At 58.0% G+C, this 20,375-nt stretch carries 18 protein-coding genes; 8 read left to right on the top strand and 10 right to left on the bottom strand.

Features of this window, described 5'->3' with window-relative positions; translation table 11 throughout:
- Positions 1-14: 14 nt before the first annotated feature.
- Entirely contained in the window at positions 15-2,768 is a 2,754-nt protein-coding gene (locus SADFL11_RS10880; protein WP_081450568.1) for a sensor domain-containing protein, read from the bottom strand.
- A 121-nt stretch (positions 2,769-2,889) separates the two neighbouring features.
- The gene (locus SADFL11_RS10875; RefSeq protein WP_008191513.1) at positions 2,890-3,804 is read right to left on the bottom strand and encodes a LysR family transcriptional regulator; all 915 of its coding nucleotides are present in this window, start codon (positions 3,802-3,804) and stop codon (positions 2,890-2,892) included.
- Positions 3,805-3,888: 84 nt separating this feature from the next.
- Between SADFL11_RS10875 and SADFL11_RS25270 the strand changes: the two genes are divergently transcribed.
- From SADFL11_RS25270 to SADFL11_RS10865, 3 genes are all read left to right on the top strand, one after another.
- Positions 3,889-4,035, top strand: coding sequence for a hypothetical protein (locus SADFL11_RS25270; protein WP_167578976.1), 147 nt, complete (start codon positions 3,889-3,891; stop codon positions 4,033-4,035).
- Entirely contained in the window at positions 4,032-4,757 is a 726-nt protein-coding gene (locus SADFL11_RS10870) for a class I SAM-dependent methyltransferase (RefSeq protein WP_008190487.1), read from the top strand. The genes SADFL11_RS25270 and SADFL11_RS10870 overlap by 4 nt, the downstream gene beginning before the upstream one ends.
- 64 nt (positions 4,758-4,821) lie before the next feature.
- Positions 4,822-5,493, top strand: coding sequence for a class I SAM-dependent methyltransferase (locus SADFL11_RS10865; protein ID WP_008190156.1), 672 nt, complete (start codon positions 4,822-4,824; stop codon positions 5,491-5,493).
- Positions 5,494-5,511: 18 nt separating this feature from the next.
- On the opposite strand, the gene SADFL11_RS10860 is transcribed toward SADFL11_RS10865, so the two are convergent.
- Entirely contained in the window at positions 5,512-6,417 is a 906-nt protein-coding gene (locus SADFL11_RS10860) for a hydrogen peroxide-inducible genes activator (RefSeq protein ID WP_008192010.1), read from the bottom strand.
- 193 nt (positions 6,418-6,610) lie between these two features.
- Between SADFL11_RS10860 and katG the strand changes: the two genes are divergently transcribed.
- From katG to SADFL11_RS10845, 3 genes are all read left to right on the top strand, one after another.
- Positions 6,611-8,782 carry a catalase/peroxidase HPI gene (katG, locus tag SADFL11_RS10855; RefSeq protein ID WP_008192888.1) on the top strand — a complete coding sequence of 724 codons (2,172 nt, stop codon included), beginning with the start codon at positions 6,611-6,613 and terminating at the stop codon, positions 8,780-8,782.
- Positions 8,783-9,021: 239 nt separating this feature from the next.
- Positions 9,022-9,786, top strand: a complete 765-nt coding sequence (gene fabI / locus SADFL11_RS10850; protein ID WP_008197192.1) for an enoyl-ACP reductase FabI — start codon at positions 9,022-9,024, stop codon at positions 9,784-9,786.
- A gap of 9 nt (positions 9,787-9,795) precedes the next feature.
- Positions 9,796-12,393 carry a DUF3141 domain-containing protein gene (locus SADFL11_RS10845; protein WP_008195081.1) on the top strand — a complete coding sequence of 866 codons (2,598 nt, stop codon included), beginning with the start codon at positions 9,796-9,798 and terminating at the stop codon, positions 12,391-12,393.
- A 65-nt stretch (positions 12,394-12,458) separates the two neighbouring features.
- Here SADFL11_RS10845 and SADFL11_RS10840 read toward each other — a convergent pair whose 3' ends face one another.
- From SADFL11_RS10840 to SADFL11_RS10820, 5 genes are all read right to left on the bottom strand, one after another.
- Positions 12,459-13,037 carry a GNAT family N-acetyltransferase gene (locus tag SADFL11_RS10840; protein WP_008194816.1) on the bottom strand — a complete coding sequence of 193 codons (579 nt, stop codon included), beginning with the start codon at positions 13,035-13,037 and terminating at the stop codon, positions 12,459-12,461.
- On the bottom strand, positions 13,034-13,585 hold the full coding sequence (locus SADFL11_RS10835; protein ID WP_008189618.1) for a helix-turn-helix domain-containing protein: 552 nt from the start codon (positions 13,583-13,585) through the stop codon (positions 13,034-13,036). Before SADFL11_RS10835 ends, SADFL11_RS10840 begins: the two co-directional genes overlap by 4 nt.
- Positions 13,586-13,720: 135 nt before the next feature.
- A complete protein-coding gene (locus SADFL11_RS10830; protein WP_040453096.1) occupies positions 13,721-14,296 on the bottom strand; it encodes a rhodanese-like domain-containing protein in 576 nt (191 codons plus the stop codon).
- A gap of 398 nt (positions 14,297-14,694) precedes the next feature.
- Complete coding sequence (gene fabF / locus SADFL11_RS10825; RefSeq protein ID WP_040451695.1) at positions 14,695-15,957, bottom strand: beta-ketoacyl-ACP synthase II; 1,263 nt, start codon at positions 15,955-15,957, stop codon at positions 14,695-14,697.
- 89 nt (positions 15,958-16,046) lie between these two features.
- Positions 16,047-16,466 (bottom strand): MarR family winged helix-turn-helix transcriptional regulator, encoded by a 420-nt coding sequence (locus SADFL11_RS10820; protein ID WP_008196952.1) that lies wholly within the window; start codon positions 16,464-16,466, stop codon positions 16,047-16,049.
- Between the two features lie 137 nt (positions 16,467-16,603).
- Here SADFL11_RS10820 and SADFL11_RS10815 point away from each other — a divergent pair, with 137 nt between their 5' ends.
- On the top strand, positions 16,604-17,167 hold the full coding sequence (locus tag SADFL11_RS10815; protein ID WP_040453098.1) for an HdeD family acid-resistance protein: 564 nt from the start codon (positions 16,604-16,606) through the stop codon (positions 17,165-17,167).
- 265 nt (positions 17,168-17,432) lie between these two features.
- Complete coding sequence (locus SADFL11_RS10810; protein WP_040451696.1) at positions 17,433-18,542, top strand: TauD/TfdA family dioxygenase; 1,110 nt, start codon at positions 17,433-17,435, stop codon at positions 18,540-18,542.
- An 82-nt stretch (positions 18,543-18,624) separates the two neighbouring features.
- Here the strand turns inward: SADFL11_RS10810 and SADFL11_RS10805 are convergent, their stop codons facing one another.
- The gene (locus SADFL11_RS10805; RefSeq protein ID WP_008189570.1) at positions 18,625-19,323 is read right to left on the bottom strand and encodes a pseudouridine synthase; all 699 of its coding nucleotides are present in this window, start codon (positions 19,321-19,323) and stop codon (positions 18,625-18,627) included.
- Between the two features lies 1 nt (position 19,324).
- A complete protein-coding gene (locus tag SADFL11_RS10800) occupies positions 19,325-20,368 on the bottom strand; it encodes a class I SAM-dependent methyltransferase (RefSeq protein WP_008193696.1) in 1,044 nt (347 codons plus the stop codon).
- Positions 20,369-20,375: the final 7 nt, after the last annotated feature.

The following is a 20,375-nucleotide window of genomic DNA, read 5'->3' as shown; positions in this document are numbered from 1 at the left end:
TCTGACAGGCCGCGTCACGCCCGCTTCTCCCCCACCTTGAAGGGGACTGTATCGGTGCGATCGAGTTTTCGGTCGAGCAACAAGTTGTCGATTGTAATCACGCAGTCTTTGGCGAGGGCCGACAACTGGTTGGCAGCAGCAGCGGAGCACGTTTTCTGCGCGCCAAGACTACTTCCGCAATGCCATTTCGCCTGGTTCATCAGGTTCTCACACTGGGTGAGCAGCAAGGCGTAGTGATCGCTTCCAGCAAACAGTTTCGCGCCGTCGCGGTTGAGCCAGGGCCAATAGTTCGCCGCCATATCTTCTACGTTGAGGGTACAGCTTGGCCGCTCCTTGGCGTCTTTTTGACCGCTCAGAACCTTGATCCAATTCCGGAGTTCGACCTGAAGGTAAAGCAGTCTGACGCGCCGTTTCGACAGATGCTGCAACAGGCTCCAATCGGGATCGGGTGAGAAGGTCTCCGTCCAATCAAGAAACGTGCCGTAGGGCAGGGGACGGGCAATGGAGTATCCTTGCAGGATCGTTGTGCCCAGGCTGATCAATAGGTTCTGGTGCGCTTTTGTTTCCACGCCTTCGGCAATCACTTCTCTGTTGAGAGCGCCCGCAAGGCCGAGAACTGCATCCACAATCGCAAGGTCGTCGAGTGTGTCGATTGCTGCCCGCACGAAGGTCTGGTCAATCTTCACGTGGTCTGCCGGGAGGTGGCGCAGGTGCGTGAGCGTGGAATAACCGGTGCCGAAGTCATCGATAGAGAAGCTGACACCGAGCTCCTGGCACTGTTTGATTGCAAGGGCCACGGACGCGTTTCCGACGGCTGTTGCATTTTCCAGAACCTCGATATCCAGCAAGGATGGCGCGATGGAGTCGTATTTTGCCAGGAGACCCTTCAGCGTATCGTAGAGCCAGTTCGACGTGAGGTTTCGGGGATCGATATTGACACTGATCGGCACTTCCAGCCCGGCCTGGCGCCACGCAGACGCGGTCTCAAAGGCGGTCTCCAGCGCCCAGGTGTCGAGCTTCAGGGACAAGCCAATGTTTTCCGTGGCGTCCAGGAAACTGCCCGGATACCGGATACCGACCTCTGGGTGCTGCCAGCGGACGAGGGCTTCGGCACTGTGGATCCGCCCGCTGATCACATCGACCTTTGGCTGGTAGTGGAACACCAGTTCATTGTTGTCGATCGCATCGGAAAGCGCGTTGATCCTGTTGTTGAACGCAGTGATCTCAATCTCGGTTTTCGGATTGAACAGCGTGTAGCGGTTCTTGCCCTCCAGCTTGGACTGATACATCGCTGAATCGCTTTGCCGCAAAAGCTGGTCCGGTGTGGTGTCGCTGTCTGCGGAAAAGGCCGCGACGCCAACGCTCGTCGAAATGGCGACCGATTTGTCGCCGAGATCAATCGGCTTGCTGGTCTCCGCCAACACCCGTTCTGCGAGGGTTCTGTATGCGTCCGGGCTTTCGTAGTCAGACACCACGGCAATGAACTCATCGCCGCCAAGCCGCGCGACGGTATCGGTTGACCGGAACTGCGAGAGGAGCCGCCGGGAAACCGTGGTCAGCAGCTCATCGCCGAGCTCATGGCCGTAGCGGTCGTTGATTTCCTTGAAACCATCAAGATCGAAGAAGAAGACGGCGCCCCAGCAATTGTCGCGTTTGACGCGTTCGATCGCTTCACTCAAGCGTTCGCGCAAAAGCACCCGGTTGGGCAATTCCGTCAGCGGATCATAATGCGCGATGCGCTCCAGCTCATACTGATGGTTCTTCAAGTCCGTGATGTCGGAAAAAATCGAGATGTAATTTGTTAGGGTGCCGTTTTCGTCCTTGATTGCTGCAACGGAAACCCGCTGTGCATAGCGCTCACCGTCGGGGCGGACATTCCACAATTCTCCTGCCCATTCCCCGGTCTCAGCAAGCGTCCGCGACATTTGCCGCAGGATCTCGGAGCAGTCCCGATCCGAGGCGATCTTCATTGGGTTTTGGCCAATGATTTCGTCAAGGTTTTCGCCTGATATGCGCGCGACAGCCGGGTTGGCCTGGATGACGATGCCGTCTGCATCCGTTACCAGAATGCCCTCATTGGCATGGCGGAAGACCATGTCGGCAAGCATCAGGTCCTGATTGGCTTTGCGCAGGTTCTTGCGGGACTCGTGCAACCGGACTGCGTAGAAACCGACCAGACCGAGCGCCACCGTAATTGCAATCAAGAAGCCGATGAGCCAATGGGTCTGGGTTTCATAGGTGACTGCAAGTTTTTCGCGCTGCTCGCGGACTTCTTCTTCGAGACGGGTCTGGTAGTGCCAAAGCTTGTCCTGCCGGCTGCGCTCTCCTGTAATATCGCGAATGTTGGAGTGCAGCAGAACCTGTCCGCCAAAGTCGAGCGGATAGGAGCGCACCTCCACTGTCCGAATGGAGCCGTCTGCGAGTTTGTGGCGGAAGATGAAGTAGTTCCGGCTCTCTTCCTTGGCGAGCCGCCGTTCTGCGGCTACCTGCTCTGCCGTCAGCTGGTTGATCTGCTGGATCCGCATGGCTGAAAGCGCGCCGGGGCCATATCCGTAAAAGTCATGCGCGAAACTGTTTGCAAATGCGATCCGCCCAGTCTGCGGCTCAATGATGAGAACGACGTGCGGCAGAGCATTGTAAAAGACTTCAAGGGGCGGTGTCAGGTGGCGTTCAGCAGAGACCGCTGGTTTTGCTGGCGCAGTCCAAGCGATGAGCATTGCAAACAGGCAAATTGCAGCAGCCCTTAAATCCCTGTTTCTGCTCCGCATTCCCTCGTCGCTTTTCACAAATATCAAGAGTTGTAAATTGAGCTGTCTAGGATAATTCTGATTGTTTTCAAAACGATTGACGAGAAAGATTCAAAACATACACACGCGCGATAAAGTCTGTTTACTTTTCATGCGGTTGGTGCGGCTGTTTGTGCCGCAGATGTTCAACCAGGTGGTCAAAAACGATCCGAATCCGTCGGCTGGTATGCAATTCTCGGTGCGTGACCAGCCAAACCGGGAAGTAGACTTCCGTCAAATCATCAAACGCTGGAACGAGTTCCGGGCAGCAGGCGGCAATTTCGTCGGCCATGATGCCGAGCCCAAGACCGCGGCGGACATATTCCCAGGCAACGGCTCCGCTGGGAGAGCTCAGTTTTATGTTTGCTTCCGTCACAGGCAGGCCCATCGCACGCAGATGGCCGACCAGTTGCGGATTGTCGTCAAAGCCGATGAAATCGTGAGCACCGGCGTCTTTCATCGACAAACTGTCGCCGAACCGGCTCAGGTAAGATCTTGCGCCATAAACCTTGGCGGAGGCATCGTAGAGCTTGCGGGCGTAAAGATCCGGATGATCCGGTTCGACGTGACGTATTGCAATGTCCGCTTCGCGCCGGCGCAGATCGCTCAAGGAGTTTGTGCATCGGATGCGGATCTCGATCCCGGGCGCTTTTCTTCTCAAATTCCTCAAAATCTCCGGCAGCAGGTAGATCCCGAGAATGTCTGTCGTGGAGATTGTCACCATCCCCTCGATTTGCTGGGATTGCCCGGACGCGGCGAGAGAGACCCGGCTTGCTGCTTCGCCCATTGCCCGCACATGTTCGGCAAGTTCAACACCGGCTTCAGTGAGAACGAGCGATTTGGAGACCCGCTCAAACAGCGTGACGCCCAAGGTCTCCTCAAGCGCCGCCACCTGTCGGCTGAGGGTTGGCTGGGTCAGGTTGAGCGCGCGGGCCGCCGCAGACAGGGAGCCTTCCTCTGCCGTTACCAAAAAAGCGCGGGCCTGGTTCCAATCGAAAGTGATGCTCTGCCAATTCATGCAAATATGTATATCAACTCCCCGGATTTAGGCAATTTGTATTCATTTATCTTGGGTGTAGAGAAGCTGCAAAGGAGACGGGTCATGAGATTTTGCTGGCTGACCGGACCGCTTCTGACTGTGGTCTTCTCGACACTGGAATTCTTCGCATCACCGACCGGCGGCCGGGACATAGGCCGGGCGCTCCTGCGTCATGTCGGCCTGCGCGGTGGCAATGGAAAAACGAAATGAGTCTTGATTTCAACGATTTGAAGATACCGGTGTTTGAGCGCTGGTTCGGATCCTGGCAGGTCTCGGTCAACCGGCGCGGCTTTGAAGCCTCCGAACTCAGCGCGGCGTATGATGCCGAAGCCGAGCTTTGGGAAGAGAAGATCGCACGGCTCGGGTTTCCAGGCGGCTACAGAAGACTAGTGCGGGCAGTTCTTCCGGCGCTTTCTTGCGGGGGCCGGCAGCAATTGGACGTACTGGATTGCGGGATCGGAACAGGCACTCTGTCCCTGGCCTTCGCCGCGGAAGTCCGCCAACCCTATGCCTTGTCGGCTGTTGATATCTCACCCTGCATGCTGTCCGAAGCCTGCAGCAATCTTCGGGACAACGGTGTGAGCGTTGACGCGTCGGTCTCAGACATTCGCGACATGCCGCATCCCGGCAACCGGTTTGATCTGGTCATGTGCGCGCATGTAATCGAACACCTGCAGGACCCAAAGGCAGCCTTGGAAGAGATCCACCGGGTTTTGAAGCCGGGCGGACACCTGTTGCTGGTTGCGACCCGGACATCCTGGATTGGTGCGTATATTCAACTGAAGTGGCGGACGCACCGGTTGAGCCAGGACAAAATCGCCGGATGGCTGGAAGACAGCGGATTGGAAGTGCTTGAGGTCCCAGAGACCGGGCAGGGCCGCTGGATGCAGTCCTGGAGCACAGCGTTTCTCGCCCGAAAGATCAACAATTGACGGAACTGAGGCTGCCCGCCGGAGCGCTCTGTTTTCCTGACCACATGAACTGGATAGACTGACCATGACAACCACATGGACGAACGACATGACGCCCTCCAGCACCTTTTGGGACAAAGTCGCCCGCAAGTACGCCAAGAGCAAGATCGCAGATGAAGCAGCGTATCAGAAGACCTTGCAACGGGTGACCGAACACCTTGGGCCAAACGACAAGGTGCTTGAACTTGGTGCCGGGACGGGTTCAACAGCTCTGCTTCTGGCCGGCAGCGTGAAAAACTATCTGTCGACCGATTTTGCGCCTGGCATGATGGAAATCGCGGAGGAAAAACTCGCAGCGGCACACGCTGAGGGAAATGCGCTCGAAGGCTTGTCTTTCCTCGCTGCGGACGGGTTCGACCCACGCTTGACCACGGCTGCCGGCGATGAGGGGTTTGATGCTGTCTTAGCGTTCAACTTTCTTCATCTGGTGGAAGGGCCCGAGGCGCTTCTCGATCGCGTCAACGGGCTTCTCAAACCCGGCGGGCTTTTCATCTCAAAGACGGTCTGTCTCAAATCAAAAGCCTGGCTGTTTGTCCCGATGATCAAGGTGATGCAACTCTTCGGAAAGGCACCATATGTCTCGATGCTCTCGCCGGATATAGTCAACGACATGATGACGAAGGCCGGGTTTGAGATCATTGAAACCGGTCTCTATCCGGCACCGCGCAGCCACTTCGTCGTCGCTCGGAAGGTTTGATTTGGTATCCAGACTTGGTCAGCTGGCAGTGCTTTTTGATTGAGCTGCCTCCCGCACCAGATCGGCAATCTCGGTCAGCTGACCGGCGAGCGGGCTGGATTTGCGCCAGACCATGCCGAGAGTACGGGCCGGTTCCGGTGGCTCAAAACGGCTGACGGCAACGTCGGCCGAACGTGTTTCGACCGGAACTGCCATTTCCGGAATGAAGGTAACGCCCATCCCGGCATTGACCATCTGAACCAGTGTCGACAGGGAGCTGGCGTCGAGCACCTCGCGCGGACGTCCGGTCTCGATGTCGCAGAAGGAGAGGGCCTGGTCGCGAAAGCAGTGGCCTTCCTCCAACAGCAACAGCCTCATCTCCTTGAGGCTGTCCGCGCAAGGCACCGGAAGGTTGGCCTCACTGCCCGGCCGGACAAGCACGAAATTCTCCTCAAACAGTGGCGTTTCTGCAAGCCCCGGTTCAGACACGGGCAAGGCCAGGATTGCCGTATCAAGCCGGCCGTCATTCAGTTCCTGAACAAGCTTCGGTGTCACGGTCTCGCGCACATGGATATCCAGACCCGGATAGCGCGCTGTCAGGCGGCTGACGACCTGTGGCAACAAATACGGCGCGACAGTCGGAATGACGCCAATTCGCAGCCGGCCTTCCAACGTTTCCTTGGAGGCCCGGGCAAGATCTCCGAGCTCGTCCGCTGAGCGCAGGATTGCCCTCGCGCGTTCCACCGCCTCCTCGCCAAATCCGGTGAGAGACACCTGTCGAGCAGTCCGCTCAAACAACGGAGCGCCCAAAACCTCCTCCAGTTCCTTGATCTGCATGGACAGCGCTGGCTGTGAAATTGCGCAGTCTTCGGCTGCCCGGCCAAAATGCCCGTGGCGGGCGAGGGCTTCAAAATAGCGGAGCTGTTTGAGGGTTATGTTTATCATCAGAAAAACTTATCACCATTATTAGAAAATACAACTTCTCCTGATTGGTGCGCCTTGCTAGTTTAGAAACGTTCTGACATGGGTCCCAAAAATAATTGGTCGACCCTGCAATCAGACAACTGGAATTTCGATGCGTGACCGCCAATTTAGGTCATGCAGATATTTTGATGGCAGATGCCACAGGGAGATACTCATGGACGCAAAAGTGGACAATGGCGGCGGTTGCCCGGTCATGCACGGCAGCTTGACCGAGACCGGCAAGACCGTCACGGATTGGTGGCCGAAGACCCTTAACCTGGACATTCTTCATCAACACGATACCAAGTCCAACCCGCTGGGCGACGACTATGATTATCAGGAAGAATTGAAGAGCCTCGACTTCGGTGCCTTGAAAGAAGACATGAAGGCGCTGCTGGTTGACAGCCAGGACTGGTGGCCGGCCGACTTTGGCCACTACGGTGGTCTGATGATCCGCCTTGCGTGGCACTCTGCCGGGTCATACCGGATTGCCGATGGCCGCGGCGGCGGTGCTGGCGGCAACATCCGCTTTGCGCCTTTGAACTCCTGGCCGGACAATGGCAACCTCGACAAGGCGCGCCGCCTTCTGTGGCCGCTGAAGAAAAAATACGGCAACAAGATTTCCTGGGCCGACCTGATCCTCTTTGCCGGCACCGTGGCTTATGAATCCATGGGCCTGAAAACCTACGGCTTCTCCTTTGGCCGGGAAGACATCTGGCATCCGGAAAAGGACGTGTACTGGGGTGCTGAAAAAGAGTGGCTCGCACCCAGTGAAGAGCGCTACGACAACCTGGATGATCCGTCCACGCTGGAAAATCCGCTGGCCGCGGTCCACATGGGCCTCATCTATGTGAACCCGGAAGGGGTGAACGGTCAACCGGACCCGCTGAAGACCGCAGCGCAGGTGCGCGAAACCTTTGCCCGCATGGCCATGAACGACGAGGAAACCGCGGCCTTGACCGCTGGTGGCCACACTGTCGGTAAGGCGCACGGCAATGGAGACGCTGAAGCGCTTGGTCCGGAGCCGGAAGGCGGCGACGTTGCGGATCAGGGCTTCGGCTGGATGAACCCGAACATGAAGGGCGTCGCTTCTCAAGCGGTGACCTCTGGTATCGAAGGCGCCTGGACAACCAACCCGACCGTCTTCGACATGGGCTATTTCGAGCTGCTGTTCGGCTATGAGTGGGAACTCACCAAGAGCCCGGCAGGCGCAAATCAGTGGCAGCCGGTCGACATCAAGGAAGAGCACATGCCGGTCGACGCGTCGGATCCGTCCGTCCGCCGCATGCCGATGATGACCGATGCCGACATGGCTATGAAGATGGACCCGGCCTATCGCGCCATCTGTGAAAAGTTCATGGCCGATGCGGACTACTTCAAGGAAACCTTCGCACGCGCCTGGTTCAAGCTGACCCACCGCGACATGGGCCCAAATGTCCGCTACATCGGCCCGGATGCTCCGGAAGAAGAACTTATCTGGCAGGATCCGGTTCCGTTCGGCCCGTTCAACTACGACATCGGCGGTTTGAAGGCTGCGATTGCCGCAACGGATCTGAGCGTTTCCGAACTGGTCGCAACCGCTTGGGACAGCGCCCGCACGTTCCGTCAGTCGGACCTGCGGGGCGGTGCCAACGGTGCCCGCATCCGTCTTGCACCGCAGAAGGATTGGGAAGGCAACGAACCGGCCCGCCTTGCAAAGGTTCTGGGTGTTCTGGAGCCGCTCGCCGAGAAGTTTGGTGCCTCTGTTGCAGACACCATCGTTCTGGGCGGCAATGTCGGCATCGAGAAAGCAGCCAAGGCTGCCGGCTTTGACATTGAAGTGCCGTTCGAGCCGGGCCGCGGCGATGCCATCGACGAGATGACAGACGCGGACTCCTTTGAACCGCTGGAGCCGATCCATGACGGGTTCCGCAACTGGGTCAAAGAGAACTATGCCGTTGCCACGGAAGAGCTGCTGCTCGACCGCGCCCAGCTGCTGGGTCTCACCGGACCGGAAATGACAGTCCTTGTCGGCGGTATGCGTGCGCTCGGCACCAACCATGGTGGAGCCAAGCATGGTGTCTTCACCGACCGGGAAGGCGCTCTGACGACAGACTTCTTCGTCAACCTGACCGACATGGGCAACAGCTGGATCCATACCGGTGACGGCCAGTACGACATCCGTGACCGCAAGACCGGAACCACCAAATGGACCGCATCCCGCGTGGATCTGGTCTTCGGGTCCAACTCCATCCTGCGGGCCTACGCTGAAGTTTATGCCCAGGACGACAGCCACGAAAAGTTCGTCTTCGACTTCGTGGAAGCCTGGACCAAGGTCATGAATGCGGACCGGTTTGAGCTGTCTTAAGCCAATCGCCTAACCAGACTGAATGTGAGCGCCCCGGACCCAGTCCGGGGCGTTCTGTTTTTTGATGGGCAAGCCACCCCATCCGCACTAACCCTGATCCGAGGCGAATTTCATAGTTTCGTCACACCCTCTATGTTGCACTGCGATAAAGTGGTGTAGGTTACGCATTGCGACGCGTGATCTGCCGTGTCTGTCCGGTAAAAGCCCAGGGCAGGCCCTTTTTCAGGAGCCGTGCATTCATGTTCGATTTAACTGGTCAAAAAGCCCTCGTCGTCGGGGTCGCGAATGATCAATCCATTGCATACGGCTGCGCCAAGGCCTTCAAGGCACAAGGCGCAGATTTGGCCATCACCTATTTGAATGAAAAGGCGGAGCCGTTTGTCCGCCCGCTGGCTGAAGAGCTGGGCGCTGATATCATCATGCCGCTGGATGTGCGCAGTGAAGACCAGCTGGATGCCCTGTTCGGTGTGATTTCCGAAAAGTGGGGCCGGCTCGATACGATCCTGCATTCCATTGCCTTTTCAAAAAAGGAAGATTTGCATGGCCGGGTGATTGACTGCTCTGCGGACGGGTTTGGTCTGGCGATGGATATCTCCGTTCACTCGTTCCTGCGCTTGATCCGCCGGGCAGAGCCTTTGATGCCTCATGGCGGCACGTGCATGACGGTCTCTTTCATGGGGGCTCAGAAAGTCGTCGACAATTACGGCGTCATGGGCCCGGTCAAGGCTGCGTTGGAAGCCGCAGTCAGGTATGCGGCATCGGAACTCGGACCAAAAGGCATCTCCGTGCACGCGCTTTCGCCTGGACCATTGAAAACAAGGGCAGCGTCTGGAATTGCCGAGTTTGACGTACTCTTGGACGACGCTGCCAAGCGTGCGCCGACCCACCATCTTGCGACCATCGAGGATACCGGGGCCTATGCCGCGTTCCTGGCGAGCCGCGAAGCGTTTAACGTAACCGGCGGTGTTCATCCCATCGACGGCGGTTACAGCATTATCGGATAGGAGTTTCTCATGAAGGACATTTTTGACGCGTTTGAAAAAGGCCAGAACGAGTTCCTGAACTCCTTGAACGACGCCACGGCCTGGGGACCTTCCGAACGATTTACGGCACTCCAGGCGCAAGGGACAGAGCTCTCCAATCTCGCAGAGCTGATGGGGCGCGGCCTTTCCAAGCACTTTGAGAAGATCACGGCGGATCACAAGGGCCGTTGGCAGCTGGGTCTTGCCGATATGGGCAAGGCTGTTGAAGACCTGAGCAAGGGCCAGCGGAACGGCAGTCTCTTCGATGCCTGGCAGTCCTACTGGAAAGACGCCGCACAACGGGCCGTACTGACCATGGATGTCCTGCGGCAGCGGGGTGACATTTTTCTGGAGCACGAGGAAGCCGGGTGTCCACCGGTCCTGGTTTATGACTATGACGTCGTCATGGACGGTGCCGATCTGCCGCGGCCGTGTTGCTACCAGCTGCTGCGCATCAAGGCACCTGAAGATGGCGAGCACCGTGAGATTAAACCCTGGAAGCGGCCTTACGTGATCATTGATCCGCGCGCCGGACATGGGGCGGGCATCGGCGGTTTCAAGCCGGACAGTCAGGTTGGCGTTGCCCTTCGCGATGGCCATCCGGTCTATTTCATTGCCTTCAAACGCATGCCGGAAAAGGGGCAGACCCTTGCCGATGTCACCCTTGCTGAAGCAGCGTTCGTCCGCCGCATCATGGAAGAACACCCGGACGCGCCGAACCCTATCATTACCGGCAATTGCCAGGGTGGCTGGGCCACTTTGCTGTTGGCTGCCACAAACCCGGATTTGACCGGGCCCGTCGTCTTGAACGGGGCGCCTGTCTCGACCTGGGCCGGGCGGGTCGGTGAAAACCCGATGCGCTACAACGGCGGCATCCTCGGCGGTACCTACAACGCCATGTTCTATTCGGATCTTGGCCATGGCGTGTTCGACGGTGCCGACATCGTCCAGAACTTCGAGATGCTCAATCCGGCGCGTAACTATTTCGGAAAGTATTATGACCTTTATTCCAAGGTCGACACCGAGCCGCACCGGTTCCTGGAATTCGAGCGCTGGTGGGGCGGCTATTTCCTCCTCAACGAAGCGGAAATGAAGTGGATCGTCGAACAGCTTTTTGTTGGCAACAAGCTGTCCAAGAACGAAGCCCAGCTGGAGCCGGGCCGCAACATCGACATCAAGCAGATCCGCGCGCCGATCATTGCCTTTGCCAGTTTCGGCGACAACATCACGCCGCCGCAGCAAGCCCTGAACTGGATCATCGACACCTATACGGACGAGCGCGAGATCGCGATCCGGGGCCAGCGCATCATCTACATGGTGCATGACCAGGTGGGTCACCTCGGCATCTTCGTGTCCTCCAAGATTGCGAAGAAGGAACACACCGAGGTCACCTCGACCCTGAAGACAATCGAGGCGCTTGCGCCGGGTCTTTATGAGATGACCATCGATGATTACGAAGGCGGGCTGCTTGATCGGGAATTTTCCGTGTCGTTCCATGAGCGCAAGATGCAAGACCTGATGAAGATCGACGATGGCCGCGACGATGAAATTCCGTTTGCAGCAGTGGCCAGAGCCTCGGAGCAGCAGGCTGAATTCTATGATGTTGCGGTGCGCCCGTTCGTACAGGCAGGGGTGACCGAGCAAAGCGCCGAACTGCGCCGCAAAACCCATCCCTTGCGGGTGCAACGCACGATGATGTCGAGCCTCAATCCAATGTTTGGCGGTTTGCCGGGCATGGCGGAGCGGGTCAAAGAGGATCGGACGCCTGCGGACGCGAACAATCCCTTCTCCGAAATGGAGCGGGTCAGTGCTGCGATGATCGAGCAGTCGCTGGATCTCTTCCGGGACCTCCGGGACACCTGGTATGAAAATCTCTTCTATACGGTGTGGGGCTCGCCCTACATGCGCTGGTTCGGCCGGACCCATCAGCCGGGCCGGACATTGAAACGCAAGGAAGACTTGCGCAGTCTTCCGCCGGTGCAAACCGCGCTCATGCACATTGAAGAAGGCGGGTTTTGCGAGGCGGTGATCCGGATGCTGATCCTTCTGGCCGACAGCCGCGGCAATGTCCGCCGCGACCGGTTGGAACGCTCCGCACGGGTCCTCACCCAGGATGAGCCGTTCAAGTCGCTGTCACCGGATGCGCGCAGCTTCATGCTGCAGGAACAAACGCTGATCGTGGAATTTGCCCGTGAGCAAGCCATCGAAAGCCTGCCGAAACTGCTGAAGACCAAGGAAGACCGCGAAATGGCCTCCAAGGTCGTGCGCTACATCCCGGGCGCCATCGACGAGATGACGCCGCACACCCTGGAGATGGTTCAGACTTTCCAGAGTGTGCTGGGTCTGCCTCCGGTCTCTGAAGACATCACCGCCGATCCGCTGGTCTCTGGTGAAGCAGGTGCGCCGGATACAGACGGCGACACACCGAAGGTGACGGAGAAGGCAGCGTCCGCGAGCCCTGCGCCGCAGAAGGCCTCCGCGCCCAAACGGGCTGCGAAAAAGGCTCCGGCGAAATCCGCGGCTGCACGCAAACCTGGCCCCCGGAAGCCGCGCAGCACCGCTGGCAAGAAAGAGGAGCCGGCTGAATAGTCTGGCCTTCTTCCCGCACCAGTGCTTCAAAAGCATGCTGAGGGATCGGTTTCTTACCCGATCTCTCAGCTGCTCCTCAAATCCTTGTAGAACACGGTCGTGGCATCAAGATCACCGTGGCTGCCATAGGCGTAGTCCGGAATGACGCCGACTTTCTGATAGCCGCAGGTCGGGTAGAGGTGTTCTGCCCGGTCGCCCGTAACCGTATCGAGCACAAGCAGCCAGCGTCCCAGCGAGAGCGCCAGATCGTCGATCGCGGCCATGAGTTTGCGGGCAATGCCTTTCCTACGGTGATCCGGGTGAACCATGAGTTTTGCAACCTCTGCCCGGTGCGGACCGTTGTCCTGCGGGGCAAGGCAGAGCATCACCACAGCGGCAATGCTGCTCTCTGCGCGCGCAATGATCATGTAAGCTCCGCCATCTGCCATATCATCAAGGCGGGATCGCCAAAACTGTTCGGCTTTCGCTGAGCTCAATGGAAGCATGAAGCCGATCCCAGCGCCGTCTTCCACACAGCTTTTCAGGAGCGCGCCGAGTTCAGGGAGTACCGCACTCGCATCTTCTGCTGTGAGCAAATCAAGGGGTGCGTCCGGTTTAAACTGCGGCATGGTTTGTTCTGATTTTTTGGGCGTGTCTACTGTCATGGGGTAATCACCGTCAGAAGATAGCGCGCCGGCTTGGAGCCGGTCGCGTGATAGGCATTGGGGGTGTTCAGCCGGAAGCGGAGGCAGTCACCTGGGGAGAGATCATGCCGTGTGTCCCCAAGGACAACAGTGAGCGCGCCGGACAGAAGAACAAGGTGGTGCTCAAGATCAGGAAGGGGCGGGGCCGCGTAGGAAATGATGGCACCGGCTGGGAGTGTGCCCTCAATGACGCTGCCCCGGAAGCCGGATATCGCCGGTGACACACTGCGCCGTTGAAACCCGGTCTCCGGATCCCTCCAGACCGCTTGTTCGTTCTGTGCAAGCTTTGCGTCATGTGCCGCTGCACCTAAACCAAAGAGATCAGCAACAGATACGCCAAACGCGGTTGCCAAGCGCCCAAGTGCAGCTGCTGTCGGACTGGTGTCGCCGCGCTCAATACGGGACAGGGTTGCCCGGCTGATGCCGGATTTTTCCGCCAATTCATCCAGCGACAATCCCTTCGTCTTGCGCAGGCCAATTAGGCGTTGGGCGAGATCCTGATCGTTCATACTGCTTCCTCAATAATGAGAATATTCTCATATATGAGAAATTCAGAGACGCCAACAGAAAAAGCCAATGCGCTGGAGTGGCGCATTGGCTGCATGTCGATTTCACAGTTGATTTAGGCAGTTGCAGTCTTTGGCTTAGAACATGTCTTCAGCTGTAGTCAGGCCGAGAACCATCCAGTCCTGCATCCCTCCGCGGTAGTAGGAGATCTTGTCGACCGGATAACCCTCCCGGGCCATGGCCTTGATTGCGACGGGGCTTTGTGGACAGGCTGGACCATTGCAGAAGGCGATGACGTTATCAGCCGTCGCGCACTCCCAAGCGCCTTGTTCGCCCTCGCATCCGAGTTCATCAAGACGCATGGCGACTTCTGTATAAGGGATATGAATACTGCCCGGGATCGTTGCTTGAGTGCGCCACTCCAACGTCCGCATATCAACGACCTTGGTGGTCCCGGACTTCAAGGCATCGATGACTTCAAGCTCGCCAACCGGTGTAACCCCTGGAAGCGGAACCATCGGCTGCAGGACGCCGCCAATCAGCGCGGCTTCCGTTTTGGAACGAGTGATATCGACCGCGCCCTCGTCGGTTTGGATCGTGACGACTGTATCGTCGCCGGAAATCTTCAGATCGCCTTCAGCGAATGCCGGGCCGCTGCCGGTCATCGACAGCATCAAAAACGCAGCTGACAGAGATAGAAAACCCTTGCGCATAACATCCTCCCGGTTCCGTATCGAACGGACATATTTTAACATATGCGTATTTTTGAATATTTTTCGCATAGGCGCAAGCACCAAAGAAAAACCGGGCACTTTTGGTAGACGGACCGGGACGCGGATCAATCCGATTAGCCCTCCGCCGTCATCCTCGGGCTTGACCCGGGGATCCATACCGTTGCGCCTCCAAAAGGCACGACCCTGATTGAGGCACTGCAAGGGCATGGATTACCCGGTCCGGCCGGGTAACGACGATGGTGAGCGTGACAGTGGTCCTGCCATCCCTCTTGCGGGCGTGAACGTGAGAAGTTGATAACGGTGGAGAGGAATGAGGTTTGGCATCAGCTCAGCCGGGCATTATTGGTGCCCGGCTTGGCTTTGTCTCATAGCCTGTCTCAGATGCGTGAGAAGACGGCGCTGGCGTTCACACCACCAAAGCCGAAGCCGTTTGTCAGGACATGGTCGACCTGGCGGCTGATAGCCTTGTCCGGCACCAGTTCAAACTTGGTCATTGCCGCATCTGGATCGACAAGGTTTCGGGACGGAGGCAGCTGACCGGTTGTCAGCGCCTTCACGCAAGCAATGGCCTCAACCGCGCCCGCTGCGCCGAGGAGATGGCCGAACATCGATTTGGAGGACGACACGGCAAGATCCTTGCCGCGGCCTTCGAACACGGTTTTCAGTGAAGCGACTTCTGCGGCATCGCCAACCGGTGTCGATGTGGAATGGGCGTTGACATACCCAATGTCCGAGGAGTTCAGATTGGCCGCGGCAAGAGCTTGCTGCATGGCGCGCAAGCCGCCTTCTCCGTCCGGTGGAGAGGCCGTGACGTGATAGGCGTCTGCCGCCGTTCCATAGCCTGCCAGCTCCACCAGAATGTTGGCGCCGCGGGCTTTGGCGTGCTCATAGTCCTCCAGCACCAGAATGCCGGCACCTTCCCCCATGATGAAACCATCCCGATCCTGGTCGAACGGCCGGGACGCGTGTTCAGGATCATCGTTGCGCTTGGAAGACATCGCCTTGGCCGCGCAAAAGCCGGCATAGGACACGCGGTCAATACAGGCTTCCGTGCCGCCTGCGATCATCACATCTGCTTCGCCGGCTCGGATGATGCGCGCAGCATCTCCAAGAGCCTGGAGACTGGCGGCGCAGGCGGTCACCGGCGCACCGATCGGTCCCTTCAAGCCGTGGCGTATCGACACCTGGCCGGCGGCCAAGTTCGCCAGAAACGAGGGGACGAGGAAAGGTGAGGCGCGGCGCGGGCCTTTTTCATCCACAAGGCGCGTTCCGCCGGTCATGGCCGGAAATCCACCAACACCTGTTCCGATGATGATGCCCGTCCGTGTCTTTTGCAGGTCTGATACCGGTGCCCAGTCGGCTTGCGCAAGAGCTTCTCCGGTGGCCGCAAGGGCAAAGTGAATGAAGCGGTCCGTACGCCGTTGTTCTCGGGCGTCGAGTGCGGCATCAACATCAAAACCGAATTCGTCTTCATCAATTGAAGGAACTTCCCCGGCGATCTGACAGGCGAGATCATTGGCGTCGAATTTCGTGATCCGCCGGATACCATTGGCGCCTTCGATTATACGCGACCAGAATCCATCGACACCAGTTCCAATGGGGGACACGACACCCAATCCCGTTACGACCACTCGTCTCATTGCGCTCTCCTGTAGTTCCAAAGGTTTGTGTAATTACACTTTTTAAGTCGGCCTGAACCAGATCACGAGGATATTGGCAGTTGTTTCGGTTAGAGTTGTGACAGGCGTTTCATCAGCCGGACGGAAGTCAAAAAGTCTTCTTCTCCGAGCAGATCCTTGACATGCTCCTGCGCATCGCGCCAAAGCGGGAGGGCATTTTCAATCAACAAGTTGCCTTGCTCTGTGATGCTGAAGGCCTTGCCCCTGGCATCGGCGGCGGGCCGTGAGATCAGAAAGCCCTTCTTTTCCAGGAGCGCCACGTTCCGAACCAGGGTCGTGCGCTCCATGGAAAGGCGTTCCGCCAATTCTGCCGTGGTTGCGCCGTCGTGCTCCCGAACCGTTACCAGAACGGAAAACTGACCCGATGTGAATCCGGCTTTCCGGGCCATCTGATCATAGTAGCGGCTGACCGCGCGCGCAGCTTTGCGGGCGTTGGTCAACACGCACAAGGAAAAGTCATCGTCGGACATGTGTTCTTAATGTGCAATTGCACAGTTTTTGTCAAGCGCTCAAATTTCGTGATTTCGACGCCCGACGTCATCAGCGGTTTGCGAAATTGGTGCAAATGGTTATCGTCATCAGCGATGTTATTTTTAAGGAGGTTCCGATGAGCGATGCAGTTCAGTCACTTGAAGACATGAAAACCAAGATCCAGGAAAACTGGGGCTGGTTTCTGGCGTTGGGGATCGCGCTCGTTCTCGGAGGCATGATCCTGATCGCCGCTCCGCTGGCAACTTCGATTGCGGTCACGATCCTGATTGCAGCTGTCCTGTTTGTCGGCGGCCTCGTCCAGATCTATCAAGCCTTCAAGACTCAGGGCACAGCCGCATTCATCTGGAACATGATCACAGGCGTCATTGCGGTGATCGGCGGCGTTGTCATCTATGTGAACCCGCTCGCCGGGACACTTGCACTGACGCTTGTCATTGCAGCGATTTTTGCAGCTCAGGGCATCAGCCAGATTGTCATGGCTTTCAAGCTCAAGCCGCATGAAGGTTGGGTGTGGGTACTGATTGCCGGTGTTGTGTCACTGGCGGCTGGGGTCATGATCTGGATGGACCTGCCAGGTTCTGCCGCTTGGGCGCTTGGGCTGATCGCGGGTATCTCCGTGTTGATCAATGGCTGGAGCTATATCGCTATTGCTTTGGCGGCGCGGGCCTCAAAGTCCTGAAGCAGCTTCCGGATATCACAGGTAAACACCTTCGCCCGGCAAAATATCTCTTGCCGGGCGAGTGCTTTGATATAACTTGAATTAGATTGAAATCGCAGGCGGAGCCTGCAAGTTGGCTTTGAACGATGATTGCAGTTGTTGGGCGGATGCCCGGACAGCCTCATAACAAAGCGCACTGGTGGTGGCCGCCCCCCCGCCAGCCAATGACGTTTGTGCGGCCGATGCCGCAGCTCTGATTTCAATACAACGTCAGTGGACAACACTCATGACATCGATCACCTTGCGCGGCGGCGACCGCGTTCTCACTGTTGCCTGGGCGGATGGCACCAGCGCCGACTTCCCCTTTCTCTGGCTCCGGGACAATTGCCCGAGCGGCTTTCACCCGCAAACTCACGAGCGGGAATTCGATCTCACCAGTATTCCGGAAACGCTTGGAATTCTCTCCGCTGAACTCGATGGCGAAGCCATACGGATTGAATGGGACGGGGAAGAGCACCAGAGCCGGTTCGACGCCGATTGGCTGAAGGCTCACCGGCCCGGAGTTGGCCTGAATGACCCGGCGAATATTCCGCCGACCTTGTGGCGCGGCGATTTCCAGCCGGCCGGTCTGCCAAGGATCAGTGCCGCGGATCTGATGAACGATGATAAGGCCCTTTTGGGATTCTTGATCGAGACGAAGAAGACCGGTCTTGCCATCGTTGATGGTATGGCGGATGACCGGGAAGCTGGTATGGCTGCAGCCAAGCGTATTGGCTTTCTAAGGGAAACCAATTTCGGCGTGACGTTTGAAGTGCGGTCCATGCCGAACCCGAACAATCTTGCCTACACCTCGCACGCTTTGCCGCTGCATACGGATCTGGCAAATCAGGAGCTGCCGCCAGGCTTTCAGTTTCTGCATTGCCTTGCCAACGATGCGGAAGGCGGCGGGTCCACCTTCTGCGACGGCTTCGCCATTGCTGAAGACTTGCGCCTGAACGATCCGGAGGCCTTTGAACTCTTGTCAAAAACGCCGGTCCCGTTCCGGTTTCACGACGACAACTATGACATCCGCCGCCACCAGACAGTGATTGACCTGGATGCCTTCGGCAAATTGCAGGAGCTGCATTTCAACGCCCATTTGGCGGGAGTTTTCGATCTGCCCGCTGACACGATGGAAGCCTACTACCGGGCTTACCGGAAGATCATGCAGATGACGCGCTCAAGCGACTATGTCATCACCACGCGTCTTGAAGGCGGGGAAATGGTGATCTTCGACAATCGCCGGGTGCTTCATGGCCGGGCTGCGTTCGATCCCAACACCGGCTACCGGCATTTGCGCGGTTGCTATGTTGATCGGGGCGAGTTCGACAGCCGGATCCGCGTGTTGAGCCGGTAAGCCGACAGTTGCTGTCCCGGCCGCAGCACCGGGACCACCTGAACAGCTGGCCCCGGATCCAGTCCGGGGCCGCACCGTTGGTTCATGAGAAGATCAGTGCCTTGTCGTCTTCGGACAGGATTTTCCACTGACCTTCGTCAACACCTTCAAGAGTGAGGGTGCCAATCCGGCTACGGGCAAGATCAGTGACATGATTGCCCGTGGCCGCGAACATGCGCCGGACCTGATGATAGCGGCCTTCATGCAAGGTGAGGCGTGCGTGTGTCTCGTCAATCACGTCCAACTCGGCCGGTTTCAAAGGCTTCTGCTCGTTCTCCAGCATCATCTCGCCGGAGGCGAACAATGCGGCTTCGCTGCCGTTCATGGGCCGGTCGAGTGTGACCTCATAGACCTTTGGAACATTCGATTTGGGCGAGATCACCTGATGCAAAAACGTCCCGTCGTCCGTGAACAGCAAGGCGCCGGATGTTTCCTTGTCCAGCCGGCCGATGGTCGAGAGCACGGGTTTGCGCATCCGGAACCGGTCCGGCAGAAGATCATAGACCAGACGTCCCTGATCCTTGGTTGAGCAAACGTAGCCGAGCGGTTTGTTCATCAAAATGACGACGCCTTGCGCCGGGTCGAGCGGCTCATCGTCGAAGAGAATGTCTTTGTGATCCGTCTTCGCGTCGGCCTTCAGCTGGTTGCCCTTCCGGTCGGTCACCCAGCCATGGCGGATCGCCTGCTGCATTTCTTTCCGGCTGCCGTAGCCAAGGTTGGCGAGGAGTTTGACCAGTCTCATCTTACTTGCCTCCCTTGCCCTTGGTTGCCTTGATCACCTTGTAGCCGCCGGCATCGGCAAGCATTTCGACGCGGTCGAACACTTCGCCGAGCGTGCGCTCGTAAGGCAGGTGCCGATTGGCCACCAGATAAAACACCCCACCGGAACGTAGGCCCTGAGCAGCCGCCCGGATAAACCCTTGACCAACATCTGCCCGGTCGGCCTTGCCGGATTGATGGAAAGGGGGATTGGACACCAGGAAGTCGTACGGACCCTCAATTCCTTTGGTGACATCGGACCAGATGCCCGTCATTGCCTTCTTGCCCTTGAAGGGCGCGAGGTTTTGTTCGGCCAGATCCAGAGCGCGTTTTTCTGCCTCATAAAGATCGAGGGCGGCGACCTTTGGCGCCTTTTCCAGAACTTGGCGGGAGAGGTAACCAAAGCCCGCGCCGAGATCCGCGCCCCGGCCGCTCAAACTGTCGGGGAGATTCTCGGCCAAAAGCCTGGACGCCGGATCGATCCGGTCCCAGGCAAAGACGCCGGGCCGGCTGATGTAAGCGCCATCGAGAACAGGCCGTGGTGCATCCAGACCCGACCAATCTGTCATCAGCGCAGTGTCGAGGTTGCTCGCATCAACAGGGGCCCAGACAACGCGGCACTTGTTCTTCGAGAGCTTGTCAGTACTGCCGAAGAGCGCCGAAAAGTCCTGCTCCAGCGTTTTCGCGCCTTCCGTATTGGGCGCACAAGCGATGACGGTGCCACCGGGCCTCGTCTTGGTGGCCGCCCGTGCGAGCAGGGCGCGTGCCTCCTGCCGCTGGCGTCCGGGCAAGACCAGCACGGCATCAAAGCCATCTTCCTGGGTCTCCGCGTCTACCTTGAACCCGGCTTTTTGCAGAGCATCGCGATCCGGTGCGAAGCTTTGCTCACAGACGACCTCGTGTGGCTCCAGATCTTTCAGCGGGCGTCCTGCGCGGGCGCGGAGCACAAGGAACCGGGCGCGGTCCGGCAGGCCCACGTCACCGGACGAGATTGGCAGCACCAGTGTTTCAAGAGCAGGATCGGACATAAGTGGC

The organism is Roseibium alexandrii DFL-11, from assembly GCF_000158095.2.
GTDB lineage: Bacteria > Pseudomonadota > Alphaproteobacteria > Rhizobiales > Stappiaceae > Roseibium > Roseibium alexandrii.
Note: the sequence above shows the minus strand (reverse complement) of the source record. Positions and strands in the feature narration are given on the sequence as shown.